The sequence below is a fragment of the Psychrobacter sp. S1-30-MNA-CIBAN-0213 genome (genome assembly GCF_040309845.1).
GTDB lineage: Bacteria > Pseudomonadota > Gammaproteobacteria > Pseudomonadales > Moraxellaceae > Psychrobacter.
The window spans coordinates 217,924-232,284 of sequence record NZ_JBEOPE010000001.1; the positions used below are offsets into that span (position 1 = coordinate 217,924).

12 protein-coding genes are annotated in these 14,361 nt (G+C 41.5%); 3 read left to right on the forward strand and 9 right to left on the reverse strand.

Features of this window, described 5'->3' with window-relative positions; genetic code table 11:
- Positions 1-153: 153 nt before the first annotated feature.
- The 3 genes from mutS to fdxA (AAEY87_RS00875) all read left to right on the forward strand — a co-directional run bounded on the left by mutS (position 154) and on the right by fdxA (AAEY87_RS00875) (position 4,469).
- Positions 154-3,417 (forward strand): DNA mismatch repair protein MutS, encoded by a 3,264-nt coding sequence (gene mutS, locus AAEY87_RS00865; RefSeq protein WP_350655522.1) that lies wholly within the window; start codon positions 154-156, stop codon positions 3,415-3,417.
- A gap of 258 nt (positions 3,418-3,675) precedes the next feature.
- Positions 3,676-3,999, forward strand: coding sequence for a ferredoxin FdxA (gene fdxA, locus AAEY87_RS00870; protein WP_068034163.1), 324 nt, complete (start codon positions 3,676-3,678; stop codon positions 3,997-3,999).
- Positions 4,000-4,145: 146 nt separating this feature from the next.
- Entirely contained in the window at positions 4,146-4,469 is a 324-nt protein-coding gene (gene fdxA, locus AAEY87_RS00875; RefSeq protein ID WP_350655524.1) for a ferredoxin FdxA, read from the forward strand.
- A gap of 81 nt (positions 4,470-4,550) precedes the next feature.
- On the opposite strand, the gene AAEY87_RS00880 is transcribed toward fdxA (AAEY87_RS00875), so the two are convergent.
- From AAEY87_RS00880 to AAEY87_RS00920, 9 genes are all read right to left on the reverse strand, one after another.
- Positions 4,551-4,997, reverse strand: coding sequence for a pilin (locus AAEY87_RS00880; protein WP_350655526.1), 447 nt, complete (start codon positions 4,995-4,997; stop codon positions 4,551-4,553).
- A gap of 138 nt (positions 4,998-5,135) precedes the next feature.
- The gene (locus tag AAEY87_RS00885; RefSeq protein WP_350655528.1) at positions 5,136-5,606 is read right to left on the reverse strand and encodes a pilin; all 471 of its coding nucleotides are present in this window, start codon (positions 5,604-5,606) and stop codon (positions 5,136-5,138) included.
- Between the two features lie 506 nt (positions 5,607-6,112).
- Positions 6,113-6,586, reverse strand: a complete 474-nt coding sequence (locus AAEY87_RS00890) for a type IV pilin protein (protein WP_502945436.1) — start codon at positions 6,584-6,586, stop codon at positions 6,113-6,115.
- A gap of 35 nt (positions 6,587-6,621) precedes the next feature.
- The gene (locus AAEY87_RS00895; protein ID WP_350655532.1) at positions 6,622-7,128 is read right to left on the reverse strand and encodes a type IV pilin protein; all 507 of its coding nucleotides are present in this window, start codon (positions 7,126-7,128) and stop codon (positions 6,622-6,624) included.
- A 1-nt stretch (position 7,129) separates the two neighbouring features.
- Entirely contained in the window at positions 7,130-11,185 is a 4,056-nt protein-coding gene (locus AAEY87_RS00900; RefSeq protein WP_350655534.1) for a pilus assembly protein, read from the reverse strand.
- A gap of 86 nt (positions 11,186-11,271) precedes the next feature.
- Positions 11,272-12,084, reverse strand: a complete 813-nt coding sequence (locus AAEY87_RS00905) for a hypothetical protein (protein WP_350655535.1) — start codon at positions 12,082-12,084, stop codon at positions 11,272-11,274.
- A complete protein-coding gene (locus tag AAEY87_RS00910; RefSeq protein ID WP_350655536.1) occupies positions 12,081-13,184 on the reverse strand; it encodes a PilW family protein in 1,104 nt (367 codons plus the stop codon). Before AAEY87_RS00910 ends, AAEY87_RS00905 begins: the two co-directional genes overlap by 4 nt.
- A gap of 1 nt (position 13,185) precedes the next feature.
- Positions 13,186-13,773 carry a type IV pilus modification protein PilV gene (gene pilV, locus AAEY87_RS00915; RefSeq protein WP_350655537.1) on the reverse strand — a complete coding sequence of 196 codons (588 nt, stop codon included), beginning with the start codon at positions 13,771-13,773 and terminating at the stop codon, positions 13,186-13,188.
- Positions 13,773-14,279: a pilus assembly FimT family protein gene (locus tag AAEY87_RS00920; protein ID WP_228138895.1), complete on the reverse strand. Its 507-nt coding sequence runs from the start codon at positions 14,277-14,279 to the stop codon at positions 13,773-13,775. The genes pilV and AAEY87_RS00920 overlap by 1 nt, the downstream gene beginning before the upstream one ends.
- Positions 14,280-14,361: the final 82 nt, after the last annotated feature.

The following is a 14,361-nucleotide window of genomic DNA, read 5'->3' on the forward strand; positions in this document are numbered from 1 at the left end:
AGTGAATTACTATTCTCAATTTTGTATAAACATGAAAGACTAGATTTGAAAAGTTGTAAAAATAGAGTCTAGCGTTCTTTACCCAAATGCTATGAAAACATATCTGTTAGTTTTATCAGCAATATTTAAGCCAAACCATATAAGAGATCATGCATGACTGTTAAACCGTCTGATGTAAACCACGCTTCTACTGAAATTTTGACCATAGGCGACGCTGTCTACGATTTGGCCCATCATACGCCGATGATGGTGCAATACCTGACCATGAAGGCACGCTATCCAAACGCATTATTGCTATATCGGATGGGCGACTTTTATGAGCTGTTTTTTGATGATGCCAAACGGGCGGCGCAGATATTGGATATTACCCTTACCCGCCGTGGCAATGATAAAGCCGGCAATACTATTGCGATGGCAGGCGTACCGTTCCATGCCGCTGATAGCTATATGGCACGGCTAATTTCGGCTGGGCAAACGGTAGTGGTTTGTGAACAAATTGATGAATCAGCCGATAGTAATAATTATCCAAGCATTGGCGAAAAAAGTAAAAAAGACAACTCGCTGCAAGGTAGCGCTAAAGGCATTAATAAAACCAATACTAAAACAGGGACTAAAGCTAAGCCGCCCACTATCATGCGCCGTGAAGTGGTTAAGACCCTGACCGCTGGGACGATTACCGATGATGCATTAATCGCGCCCAATCATACGCCTACTGTTGTCGCTATCGACATCGCCATTCCTACATTAAGAGCGAAAGGCAACAGCAAGCAGCCATTACAAGCAGCTGTCAGTCAACTTGACTTAGCGGCAGGTACACTTACCACGCAAACGCTAAGCGTAGATAGCAGCACAAGCTCTGACAATATAAGCTCTACGACTACAGACTCTGAAAATACAAATAACAACGTGGAAAATTTGCAAGCGCAAATGCTGACCGTTTTGGCACGCTTTGCGCCTAGTGAATGTATCGTCAGTGAAGCTATCAGTGAGGACTGGTTGCTATGGTTACGTCGCCATCTGGACTGCCCTATTATAGAAGTAGCGGCCAATGACTTTCACCGTGAGCATGCAGCTGCAACCCTTTGCCAGCAGTTTGAAGTACAGCGCCTTGACGGTTTAGGTATCAGCGATGCGCCACTGAGTCAGTCTAGCTGTGCGGCGCTGATTCATTACGCACGCCAAACGCAGCAACGCCATGTGCCACAAGTGAACCAGCTTATCGTTGAATATAGTGACGACTATCTGATTATAGATGCCAATAGCCAGCAGAATCTTGAGCTATTTAGCCCTGTTAGTGCTAATGGAACGTCACTGATATCGGTCCTTAATCATTGCAAAACGCCAATGGGTCGACGCTTATTAGTACAGCAAATGAAGCGCCCACTGCGCCAGCATACGCGTATCAATCAGCGTTTGGATGCGATAGCTATTCTGCTAGCGGTCAGTAAGGAACAAAACAATTCGACTGATATAAATTCTACCTTCATCACCCATTTACGTGACACTCTAAACGCCATTGGTGATATTGAGCGTATTAGTAGTCGTATCGGGCTGATGAGCGCCAAACCTCGTGACTTGCGCAAGCTGGCAGACAGTATCGCTAGTAGCAATCAATTGACCACCCTATTAACTGAATCTGGTATCAATTCTGAACATACTGGATTACTACCGATGCTTATGCAGCAATTGCCTGCGCAGCTACCGGCTGTACAAGCGGTCGCCGACCTTATTGAGCGCGCCATTATCTTAGAGCCACCTGCCCATATCCGTGATGGCGGTATGCTCGCCGCTGGTTATGATGAAGACCTCGATCGCTTAACCCATCTGCATGACAATATTCAAGCGACCCTTGATGAGATGGCGGAACGCACACGACAAGAGTGTCAGCTACCAAGTTTAAAAGTCGGCTTTAACAAAGTCAGCGGCTTTTATTTTGAGTTGCCAAAGATGCAGGCTAAAAATGCGCCCAGTCACTTTATCCGTCGGCAAACGCTCAAAAATGCTGAGCGCTTTATCACTGATGAATTAAAAGAAGTCGAAACCGAATATCTTAGCGCGCAAACGTTAGCATTGGCGCGTGAAAAGCAACTTTATCAACAATTACTCGTCAATTTGGGAACTCACTTGGCTGAGCTGCAACAATTGAGCGCTGCTATCGCCCAGATAGATGTCCTTAGCAATTGGGCACAGCTAGCCGTCACACATCATTGGCAACGTCCAGTCATGCATAATGGCTTAGCAAATAACGATATAAATAATACAGATGGGGGAAAAAATAATGACGTCCAGCAGAATCAACTTAATTTTGAAAGCCCTGTTCAAAGCTACTCTGAAAACCAGCCTCAAAGCCAACTGTCAAATCAAGCGCAAAACCAGACCAGTATTGATATCAAAAAAGGTCGTCATGTCGTTGTTGAAGCTGCCTTAAATCCGGTCAATGCTAATAATAGAAATAGTAACAGTCATAGTAATAACAGAAACGTTAATACTGAGCATCTTAGCCATTTCGTTGCCAATGACTGCGCGCTTGGCAGCCTTGATCATCCTGAAAGATTATTAATCATTACTGGCCCTAATATGGGTGGCAAATCCACCTATATGCGCCAGACTGCGCTAATTGTCCTACTTGCTCATTGCGGTAGCTTTGTACCAGCTGAACACGCATATATCGGTGATATCGACCGTATTTTTACCCGTATTGGCTCAGCCGATGATTTGGCTGGTGGTAAATCAACCTTTATGGTGGAGATGATTGAGACCGCCAATATTTTGAACTTGGCTACCAATAAATCCTTAGTGCTCATGGATGAAGTTGGACGCGGTACAGCTACCACGGATGGACTGGCTATTGCGCACGCCTGTGTCAATCGACTGCTAGAGATTGGCTGCTTGACTTTATTTGCCACTCATTATTTTGAGCTGACTCAGCTAGCAAATAACCAGTTAGCGGACAACTATGATAAAAAACGCCAAAATAAACAGAATGGTATCCGTAACGTCCATGTTGCGGCAAGCGATGTCGATGGACAGCTACTATTGCTACATCAAATACGTGAAGGTGCAGCCAGCTCTAGCTTTGGACTGCACGTTGCCAAAATGGCAGGCATTCCAACCCAAGTGCTTAACGATGCCAAACGCTATCTCATCGACAACTTAACCGCTGAGCAGGCCCGAACCATTGATGACAAAAATGAATTAGCTAAGTCGGCAAACGATAAAGGCCAGCCAGTCGATAGCAGTCATATAACTGAGACGAATGTAAAAGCCAATGCTCAAGCAAGCTACTCAACCGATAATACACAACAAAAACAACTTCTTAGCTTACATGATAAACTTATGAATACTGATCCTGACAGTCTAACACCCAAGCAAGCACATGATTTGCTCTATAATCTTAAACAACTCATTAGTTGTTAAAGGGAATTGTTAAATAAGCCTAAAAGCGTTAAAATACGCCTTATTTTTCACTTATTCTATTTAGGGTATATCATCAATTAGCACATTGATACATTTAGTGGTCTTAAAATGGCTAAATTTTGCTAAACATCGTCAGAAGTCTTGTCAATATGTTCATATTTACGGCAATTTCTTCCTTGTTTAGCGGCAATTTTTCTCATTTTAAGCCTCACGATCTAAATGATGACATGCCCTAGCCATAAACAGGTAGACAGCACTATGACCTTTGTCGTTACAGATAACTGCATCCTTTGCAAACACACCGACTGTGTGGAAGTCTGCCCTGTGGACTGCTTTTACGAAGGGCCAAACTTCCTCGTCATTGATCCCGATGAGTGCATTGACTGCGCGCTATGTGAGCCTGAATGCCCTGCCAATGCGATCTTTTCTGAAGATGAAGTACCGAAAGGACAAGAGATTTTCACGCAACTGAATGAAGAGCTGGCACAAAAATGGCCAAACATTACTGAGATGAAAGACAGTCTGCCAGACGCTGAAAAGTGGGATGGTGTAGAAGGTAAGATTCAGTACTTAGAGAAGTAGCTTTTCAAACAAGCTTTTTATTAGATATTCAAAACCATTTAACGGTATCATACGGTTAGATGGTTTTTTATTGTTTCAATTTTTGCCGTTATAGAGTGCGCCCCGCGCACCATTTATCAGCCTTCTAATCACAGGTAGATCTCAATATGACCTTTGTCGTTACAGATAATTGCATTCTTTGTAAATACACCGACTGTGTGGAGGTCTGCCCTGTAGACTGCTTCTACGAAGGGCCGAACTTCCTCGTTATCGATCCTGATGAGTGCATCGACTGCGCATTATGCGAGCCTGAATGCCCTGCCAATGCGATCTTCTCTGAAGATGAAGTGCCGAAAGGGCAAGAAATATTCACGCAGCTGAATGAAGAATTGGCACAAAAATGGCCAAACATTACTGAGATGAAAGATAGTCTGCCAGACGCTGAAAAGTGGGACGGTGTAGAAGGTAAGATTCAGTATTTAGAGAAGTAGCAGTCTAAAAAGCCTTTGTGTTATCCAAAGAAAAGCCACCTAATAACATATGCTATTAGGTGGCTTTTTATCGTTCAATTTTTACTGGCACGCCTGTGGTAAATACGCTTTAGGTATTCCTGTTGAAGGGGTACATTGCCACGAACCATCAGCGCTACGATCCAGACTAAGGCTCTGATTGGATAAATAGTTTAGATTTTGAATGTGGCAAACGACTGCGTTAGCGGTTGCTACATTGGTATTGGGAGATGTCACACTAAACTGACAATATTTCGTCTGCGTCAGCATATTTAAGCTATCTGGCGTAAATACTGTCGCTTCAGTATTTTTATCTATCAATACTTGATAGGGCATACGGAACTGGCTAACTTCTGTATAGATAGTAACCAGCTGGGCTCTTCTAATATAATTCTGATAGCTCATTGTAGCAATAGCAGCAAGAATACCTACAATAGCAATAACTATTATCACCTCAATCAAGGTAAAGCCTAATTGATGTTTATGAGTGTGACTTACGGTCGATAACATAAGAGTCGATAACCTATAAATAATACTCTATTGATGCAGGCATCATGCCATAGCCTTTTGATTAAACATAAAAAAACCAAACATGACGTTTGGCTCTTTTTTATTATGCTTGTAAAATACTAAACGTATTATTGCTTACTATAAAGCAGTCACTGTTGAACCACCTACACATTCACCGGCAACGTATTTTTGCTCAACGTTAGTTACACACGCCCATTTTCCTGATGCTTTAGTATACGTATTTTGTACTATCTTTCCAGCTAGGTTAGTATTCACGTTAGTACCAAACGTATATTCAGTAGTGTATGTACCTTCAGTAACTGCCCATGCAGGAGCTTTAACCGAACCGTAAGTACCAGCTAGTTGAACACCTAATGCATTCGTGTCAGCTGTAGGGACATCGGTTGAAACAGCAAATGCTTTACCAGCGTCTATCTTCTCTTGAGCGGCAGTTTCTACACCGTTTAGTAAGGTTATTGGCTCACCAAACTGTGAACGAGCAATATAGTTCTGATACTGAGGAATAGCAATCGCAGCCAAGATACCGATAATAGCGATTACAATCATTAGCTCGATTAGGGTAAAACCTTTCTGGGTAGTAGCGTTCATAAGAACTCCTTTAGATAATATGTTGACAGCGTAGCCAATTCTTAGTTAGGCATATATACCTGTCGTCAGTGATACAAAATGAACGCTAACATATAGCGCTTATCGTCTTGACAAGATTGTTGCAGGTACTGTGCCAACTTTCCGAAGGAGTAGATTATTAATTTGATTAAGTTGATTGGCTTAAATTCGTCATATTTATCCCTACAACGAACGGTTATATTTGATAGATAAACGGTATAAATTTAATATTTTATTTTTAAATTGGATAGAATATATACAATGACTGACTTTTTAAAATGAACGGCATACTGATTTGAGATATTAGTGGTTGATTTGCAGCGGTTAATTAGCGATAACAATTTTTGTCACAACGCTATTGTTGCTAGATTATTACTACAAATTGTCACTTTAGATAAAGTGTAGAAATTGCTGATTTTGAAGGCTGACATTTTTCGTCAGCACTGTTTGGAGGGGTGTTGCGAGAATGGTTGGGTATTGATTAAGCTTTAATTCCAGTCATCACCTGTACTGCATTTCTTAGTACCACTGATGACACGGCATTTGTTACCTTGGTTGTCTAGACTAACTGCACCATCGCTCACCATCTGTTGACCAGTAACAGGTGCTGCAGTAACCGTCCAATCACTATCACTCAAAGTTGTTGAATTATTGGGAGTCACTGTGACGGTATATAGTGCCGTTCCTGCTATAGGGAAATTCGCGCTACCATCAGTAGCGACGGTACCTGACAACACAGAGGACAGCGGTATTCTGTCATAGCGCTTATAGTTTATTTTATTGGACTCAATACGACTGGCAACTTGCTGCAACTCTACCATCATATCTCCGCGCTTCGTCTTTGTGACGTAGGCTTGGTAACTCGGTATAGTAATGGCCGCTAGTATACCGATGATGGCAACGACGATCATCAGCTCTATCAGCGTAAAGCCCTTTTGTTCCAAGTGTTTTCTAGATAGCATGTGTGCCTTGCTCGCTTTTTTGCTAGATGAAGATATCACCATGTCGTCTCTCCCGTACCGCAATCGGTACCCGTAATATCAAAAGGGATGTTATTGGCGCAGCGTACGCCTTGACTACTCAGCATCAAGCTATCTGCACCTGTGAGATTGACTGGTGTCGCCATCATAACCCAACCCATAGCACGCTCACTACCTTCATGTAGGGGGCTAAATGTCGGTGTAGCACCTGTGACATGCCCAAGCTGGATAGTATAGCGTGGATTACTAGCAGGCCAATCAATCGCACCTGTGGTGCTTGCGATAGCATCTGCTCTAGGTTGAAAGCCTTTGTATGTCAAGGCTCTCGCTCGCCACTGCTCAAGCTCATTCGATAGCAGTAGCATTTTACGCTGTGTATCTGCTTCTGCGTTACGAATAATATAAGCCCGATAGCTCGGTACAGCGATGGACGCCAATATAGCGATGATAACCACGACGATCATCAACTCTATAAGGGTAAAGCCTACTTGTCTAGATGAGTGGCGAGTAAGTGAAATGGTCATTCTAATGTTCCATCCAGCTTAATGGATTGATACGTTTATCCGTATTGATACCACTATTAACCCCGCATGTAGGTCCAACACACTCATTAAATACAGGAGGGTCGTCGTTGCCACAGTTGCCATCAGGACAGATCAATTTAGGTTTACAATCATCACCTTCACAGCGATTGACTAAACTGGTAAAGACAGACGTATCATTATATTGACTGATAATATTATCTACGATACCTGAGCCTGCATTGAAATGTGAGCGTGATGTCAATACATCAGAGCCAGATGCGTCAAGGCAGCTACCATAAGGCAGACAAGTGCGTTCACGTTGGGTTTCTCCTCTGACGCCTGCACTACATGCTTTAATCTCTTGTCCTTTGTCAGGATTAAAAGATGATGATAGCAACACGCCTGCGATAGCATCAGGCTCATTGAACATCTTAATTTTGTATTTGTTATCAACGGCTGCATCTTGCCCTAACCAATGAGTGAACGGCATGTACCAACCCTGCACTACTCCGTTTTCCATGTTTTTCTTGATACCTGTTGTGCCAATATCTGAGCTAGAGAATGTCAACTTTTGCAGTTTGTCGTTTCTGTTGGTCGTCCCTGCCACTTTGATTATTGGTGTACGTAAATTCATCGTTGGGGCGGTATCTGTCCCATAATGAAATAAGTCAGGACGCGTTACATCTTTATCTATAAAGCTATAAAGTGCATCAGGCTTACTTCTTACTGCTTCTACTGGACTACTGCGATCTCCAGTACCTACGGTTATCATGGCTTGAATACCATTATAATTACCATTATTGTTACCGGCATCTTTATAAGCATACTTGCCATTATAAAAAGTAATGAGCGGACGCTCATAGATACGTGCTGGTGTATCAGTAGTAGCAATCTGATCGCTGACATCTAATACTTTTACTACCCGATCTACTTTAAAGTTATCGGTATCTTTATCGTTGTTGATATCAACGCGCCAGACCTGACCACCTAAGTCGGCATAGTAAACATGATCGATTAAGCCATCGTAGTTACGATCCAGTGCTCTGATTTGAGTAACTACGCTGTGCTTTAGATCAGCAGATCTTGAATATTGTAATGAAGAAGTGCGAGACGTACTATCGCTTGAAGCGCCTTGATTGCTTGCCCACCATAATAGCTTGCCATTATTTTTGGATGTATCTACCGTCTCTTCCTTGTTAGTTTTAGTCTTGACCTCTCCCATCTGCACCATATAAACAGAGTTGCCCTGAGCAGATACTTTATTGCTACATTGAATATCTGTTGGATTGGCGGTATTTAATTTGAACTTTGGATTTTCATAACAAGTATCATAACCACCGGGTAAAAAGCTAACCATGACTTTTTTGCCGCCACTTTTTACATAACCAAGCGTTGGCTTGCCCCATGTCTGGCCCATTTGTGCATAGGCTTTTAGTTCTGCAGATGTGCCAGTTGCGATTGCCGAACTAGTGACGTTATCTTTAGTACCGCCTAACGCTGTTGTATCACCTTTTAAGCGATTAGCATAATTAGAACCAATACCATAAATAATTTTGGGTTTACTGACATCTGAAACGTCCAAGGCATAGTACATTGACCCACCCATACGCAAGCCACCCAAAGCAAAGCTTTGGTCAGACTCATAAGTATTGGTAGTCGTTGCAGTCTCTCCTGTACCAACAGTCGTAGACTTCGTGGTATATGAGACGTAGGTTAACCAAGGCGCATCAATGCCATAAGGATAACTACCATCCTTAGCCGTCCCCTTACCTGTCAGTGCATCTGGCTGTAGGTCAAGGATTTGCTTTGGTATAAAAGTAAAAGTCTCTTTGCCCGTTTTATCATCGAGCATATGTAAAGCACCATCCATAGAACCATAGATAAGATAGTCTTTTCGAGTATTGTTATCAAACTCACCTGATGCTTTAACTTCTACCTTTTGAGTAATGAGCTGCGGTATAGAATGTAGAACGCCGCCCGTATTCTTTAGCCATTTATCCTGAGAGGACTTTAATGCTGTACCATCTATGACCGTCGTGCTTGTAGGTTCGCTATAGCCCATAAAATGAAGTAACTTCAGTTTTTGAGCATTGCTGTATCCTACTAAAGGATTAAAGTTTAGAGGCTTCTTATCTTTACTAACGGTTAAGTTAGTTAGATTATTACCATTATCGACAAATAAGTTTCTATCACCTATTAATGGCGCTACTGCATTCTCAAATATTTTCTGATAAGCACCGCCTACTTGTGATGCTCCTCTATCTGGTTTTAACGTATCTGGACGATTGATATCGTTGATGGTATTCCATTCATCCTGCGTATTTTTTGCAAATAAACCTGTGTTATCAGAAAACACAAAATTATCGTCACTGCCTACCAATGTGCCATTTTTGACTTTGTATTTTTTTAGATTACCGTTCCACAATAGCGGCGATTTAGGGATAGGCTCTAATATAGGTAGATAAGCGTATTGACGAGATTTTAAACCGCCTAAGCTATCAAGAGGTACAGACATCGTACCTGCTGATATTGGGTCAATCTCAGCCTTACTAACATCTTCAATGAATTTGCGCACGCTATTGGCGATATCTACAGACTCTTCGGTGTAATAGAAACCACCTTCACCATAGCCTTCGCCTTTTTCGCCAAGTTTGCATAGGTTTTTTGCATCTTGGTCAATACCAGTAGCGTCACATTGATAAACCTGTACGGTCTCAACAGCGCCACTAGGACGAGTAATGGTCTTGGTAACTTTACCCTGTGCTGTCAGTTGTTTAAAAACGTTGCCAAAACCTACTGTTGCAGTGGCAATAAGAGTACCTTTAGCATTGTTTTTATTGTATAGCGCTTTAGAATATTCACCGATACATTCCCAACCAGAAGTGCTACTGGTATTTGACAAATCCGAATTACAAGAACTGCCCATACTTACTGAGCCACCGTCTAAGCTTGTATTCATTAGGTCGATGGTACTACTATAAGCATTATTAGGTTCACCATCAGTCAAAAAATAAACGCCATAACCATCGCACTGTGTTGCTTCGTCTACAACAGGAGATTGATATGTTAATTTATCAGCTTTTTTAGTGCTTGCTGATGAGTCTTCAAACCCACTCCACTTATAGTCTACCCAGTCTTTTTTAATACTCTTATAATAATAAACTCTGTCTCCTGATGTATAAGTAGCATCATAATCACCGAGCAGACTAGGATCAAATTTATCTTGTTTAACCTCATCCTGAAGTTGTTTATATCCGTTACTGCATTTATAGTATTTAAAACTGCCCTCTGTATCTAACTGTGAACTATTACCATTACATTTATATAAGCTATACTCAGCTTTTTTACCATCTTTATCACGAACTGAAACTCCAACTTCTATATACCTTGTCTCATTTACCGCTTGATATGTTTTCGTTCCTAACATATAAGCACCAGCTTCAGCATAAGCATTGGCTATCGGTGTATTTGTTTCTGCATTTAGCCCAATTACTTTATTAATAATGGTCTTTCTGTTAGCCAGTGTTAGATTTACTATTGGCGCTTCAATCTTACCGCCACCTTCAGTACCTGAGCGGTAGAAGAAAGAACCTAAACCAATCTTATATTTATTCAGATCAACGTCTTTACCAAACGCCTCGTCACTTTTTGGATTGGCAAACATAGGAATGAGTGCCATCTTTAGACGCGACATACGATCATAATAGGGTTTGCCATTCTTATAAGCATAATAGACTCTGTAACTCACACTCTCGCTTGTTATAACTCCTTTATCATCATAGATAGATTGGGTTAAGTCATTACGATAAATCGTGTCACTAGACGAGATATTTGAATAATCGGCTCTAATGCTTCTATTATCCATACTGCCTGAGTTATCTAGCATCATCATGATGGAAGCATTACCATAGGTCGCCCCTTGATATATCTCTAGATCAGAGGTATGACCCGCACTGGTTGCCATGCATCCTAAGACTACCGTTGATAATAACTTTAGCGACCAGCCTTTCACAATAGGATGGGACTTGCTGGCTGTTTTGCTATTTAAGGTTTTCATGATAACTACCCATATAATTTTGATTTTTATAGAAAATCACAACTCTTATCTAGTTTGTGATGGCCAATCCTTTGACATCTTTTACATCAGCTACCAGAAATACAGTCCACTCCAACAGGCTGATTCAAATATGTCTGTTGCTGGGTTTGGAAGGGTACTGCAAGTGCCGTCAAACAGCTGTCTACCGTGGTAGCTCCTGTGCGTGACTGCTTGAGACAGCCTGCTATCGTCGTCGTATCATTGCTACTGGCATTACCTAACGGTGATCTAGAGAGCGCAGGTATGACCGATGTTACATAGCCTACAAAGGTGGTACATTCGATAGTGACATTACCGCCTGTTTCTGGCTTTTCAAAATCATTGGATAGTGTTCCTTCTACTTCTTTGTAAAAAACACCTTTGTCTTCAGTCTCAATAGGTCGTACGAATGTCATTTGTGTCATCACTCGACCTTCACTGACATAGTCATCACTGGCTGTAGGATTGCAATAACCATTATTTTTGTCAGATAATAAATCGTTGGTTTTATTACGCTCACTAATTTCAAGAATACTGAATAGTTTGGTACTGCGTGGTCGTACACAAAAGCTGACTTGATGACCTTCGCGCTGTGTACTGGACATATAACCTTTAAGAGTATCAACGTTATCTCGACGACTACTCAGGATTCGATCTTCTTTTTCTACTTTCATTAGAGCCGCATCATTTGCCTGAAAAAGTAGCTTATTGACTTGATCAGCAGTCGCGACTTTTAGATCTGTAGTACCTTGTCTGACTGCAATTGCTCCGACAATCATGATCAGTATCAAGGTAAGCAATACAACTATCAGCACAACGCCTGACTGGTTATGCAAGCTTGTGTTTGTCTTAGGATAATTTATAGTGTTGGGCTTCATCATAGTCCTCCTCTTGCATTACGTAATAGCACTGTACTTTCATAAACACTACGTAAGTATGTCGGACCCTGTACGGCTGCAGCATTAAGGCTTGCATTTGCTTTATCAAGTACGGTAAAGCTTAGCTCACTATTCGCTTGCGGAGTCACTGTTGGATTATCTGATCGTGCCAATATACCAAGCTGCAAACTGACAATACGTCTATTATTAAGCTGTGTATTAAGAGCTGAACTACTAGGAATCGCCATGTATCCAATACGAGAGTTTGCAGGATCAGTCGCAAAACCTGTGCTATCTGATACACCTAGCATGACTCTAAAATAATCTACATTAGATATAATAATCGTACCGACACCGGCTAAATTATTTGGCGTCGCTGTACTCTCTCCAGGTACCATATATGCCTTCAAATCGATACCAGTTGCACTACCAGCAGCAGATTCTTCGTAATTGTATATTGCTGATGCACATGCCAATCCTGGGACAGCTGGAGTCGCTGTACTATCCATACGTACAAAATAGCGCTCAATGACGTAGAAATCTTTTGGTATAACAGTACCTTCACAATCAAATAAACCGTCTTGGCCTGATTGATACTGGATAGTCAGCTGGTCACTATTGGCGATACCATTTAGGTTACTGATGCTATTGGTAGATGCGCTACTTGATAATAAAGAGGCAGGTATGGCACCGCTGTCTAAAACCAAACCAGATAAGTTATTATTTAGCCATTTGCCAGAAGCACCAGTTGGTGCGGTAAGTACTACTCCTCCTTGCGGAGTTAGATGATTCATAAAATATTCATCATACGCACTTGTAGATTTGGCGCCGTAGTTGGTGCGTCTTAGATGCTGCTGTATTTGAGAAAAACCGAAAATAGAGTTGTCTTGGATTTGTGAGCTTGCTTCTTGACGACGGCTGTTGACCGAGCTAGTATAAAAGACTTGTAATGCAGCAGCAGAGATAAGAAGACCTAAGACCAAAGCAATCATAAGCTCAACTAAGGTAAAACCTCTATCCTTTTTAAAATCCAGTTTTTGTTTGGATCGTACCGTATTACATGGTGCAGGTGAGCGTCCAACACTATGGATAAATAGCTTCATATCATATCTCCATCATCATACATGTGGATTTTGAATAGTAGCTACCACCAGCTTCTTCTACTTTACCCTCATCAACTACTCTCTCAGTCAAACAGTCTTGTTCACTGTCTGTACCAATAGTAGGTGTGGTATCGCCCCATGCTGATATTAAACAATACGAATACATAATGTTATTCTGTACATTACTTCCTGTACCCCCAGTATTAGGGCAAGGATGCATTTGTATTTGAAAGTCGTAGTTCTGTAGTTCGGCTTTAACTTTGTAGCTTTCAGCTTCTGCAAGCTCCTCTGGATCACATAACGTTGTGACTGCTTGACCGTCTAAACCACATAAATCACTGGGTATAGTGACAGCGCCTGTGTCAGTAAGCTCATCAGCATAAGTCGTGATAGCAGAAGGGTTGGCATGTATTTTTTCTGCTATTGTTCGCATCATTACTAATGACTGTGAACGCTCAAGCGATTCATTAGTGATTTTGATAGCCTGACCTTGTAGAGCGCTATAACCTAGTACAGCCACTGTCAATAACAACAACGCCACCATAACTTCGATTAATCCAACACCTTTCTGAGACACTTGTGTTTTCATCAACAACTCCCAGTATTTGTAGTATTGATATTAGCGATACTACTAAGACTTACCTGTCTAGGAGTTTCATTAGTAGAAGCGCTGTCACAAATGGTATAGGTAACATTGGCACCGCCGAACATTACTTTGTTGGGTTGAAAGGTAACAGCAGTGACACTAGTAGGCACAATGATTTGATTGACAATACTTTGACTATGAACGTTATAAGTAGAAAGAGGATTACTACCATCCAATACAGTAACTGTCTTAGGGTTGGCATTAGCGTTATATAGAACGGTAATATTTTGACGACGTATGATACTTTCAGCTTTCGCTTCTTTTAACGCATTTTCTATCGTTGAAGCTGTCGACTTCACCCGTTGGTTGGCTAACTGATTACTGATGTTAGGGGCAGCGATACTGACGATAATGGCAAGCACAGCGATAGTCACCATTAGCTCAATCAGAGTAAACCCTGCGCTGGTTGCTGGTCGTTGGCATGATGAGCTATATAAAGATGCGTTCACATCAATATCCTATTAATAACAGCTAAAAATTTATCAAGGCATAAGAAACGAGCATGAATGTATCTCATCTTTTGCTGATTCT

Excerpts from the sequence above, each read along its gene's own strand:
- pilV (WP_350655537.1), bottom strand. The coding sequence starts at position 13,773 with ATGAAAACACAAGTGTCTCAGAAAGGTGTTGGATTAATCGAAGTTATG.
- fdxA (WP_068034163.1), top strand. The coding sequence starts at position 3,676 with ATGACCTTTGTCGTTACAGATAACTGCATCCTTTGCAAACACACCGAC.
- AAEY87_RS00895 (WP_350655532.1), bottom strand. The coding sequence starts at position 7,128 with ATGACCATTTCACTTACTCGCCACTCATCTAGACAAGTAGGCTTTACC.
- AAEY87_RS00890 (WP_502945436.1), bottom strand. The coding sequence starts at position 6,586 with ATGCTATCTAGAAAACACTTGGAACAAAAGGGCTTTACGCTGATAGAG.
- AAEY87_RS00880 (WP_350655526.1), bottom strand. The coding sequence starts at position 4,997 with ATGTTATCGACCGTAAGTCACACTCATAAACATCAATTAGGCTTTACC.
- fdxA (WP_350655524.1), top strand. The coding sequence starts at position 4,146 with ATGACCTTTGTCGTTACAGATAATTGCATTCTTTGTAAATACACCGAC.
- AAEY87_RS00910 (WP_350655536.1), bottom strand. The coding sequence starts at position 13,184 with ATGAAGCTATTTATCCATAGTGTTGGACGCTCACCTGCACCATGTAAT.
- AAEY87_RS00885 (WP_350655528.1), bottom strand. The coding sequence starts at position 5,606 with ATGAACGCTACTACCCAGAAAGGTTTTACCCTAATCGAGCTAATGATT.
- AAEY87_RS00905 (WP_350655535.1), bottom strand. The coding sequence starts at position 12,084 with ATGATGAAGCCCAACACTATAAATTATCCTAAGACAAACACAAGCTTG.
- AAEY87_RS00900 (WP_350655534.1), bottom strand. The coding sequence starts at position 11,185 with ATGAAAACCTTAAATAGCAAAACAGCCAGCAAGTCCCATCCTATTGTG.
- mutS (WP_350655522.1), top strand. The coding sequence starts at position 154 with ATGACTGTTAAACCGTCTGATGTAAACCACGCTTCTACTGAAATTTTG.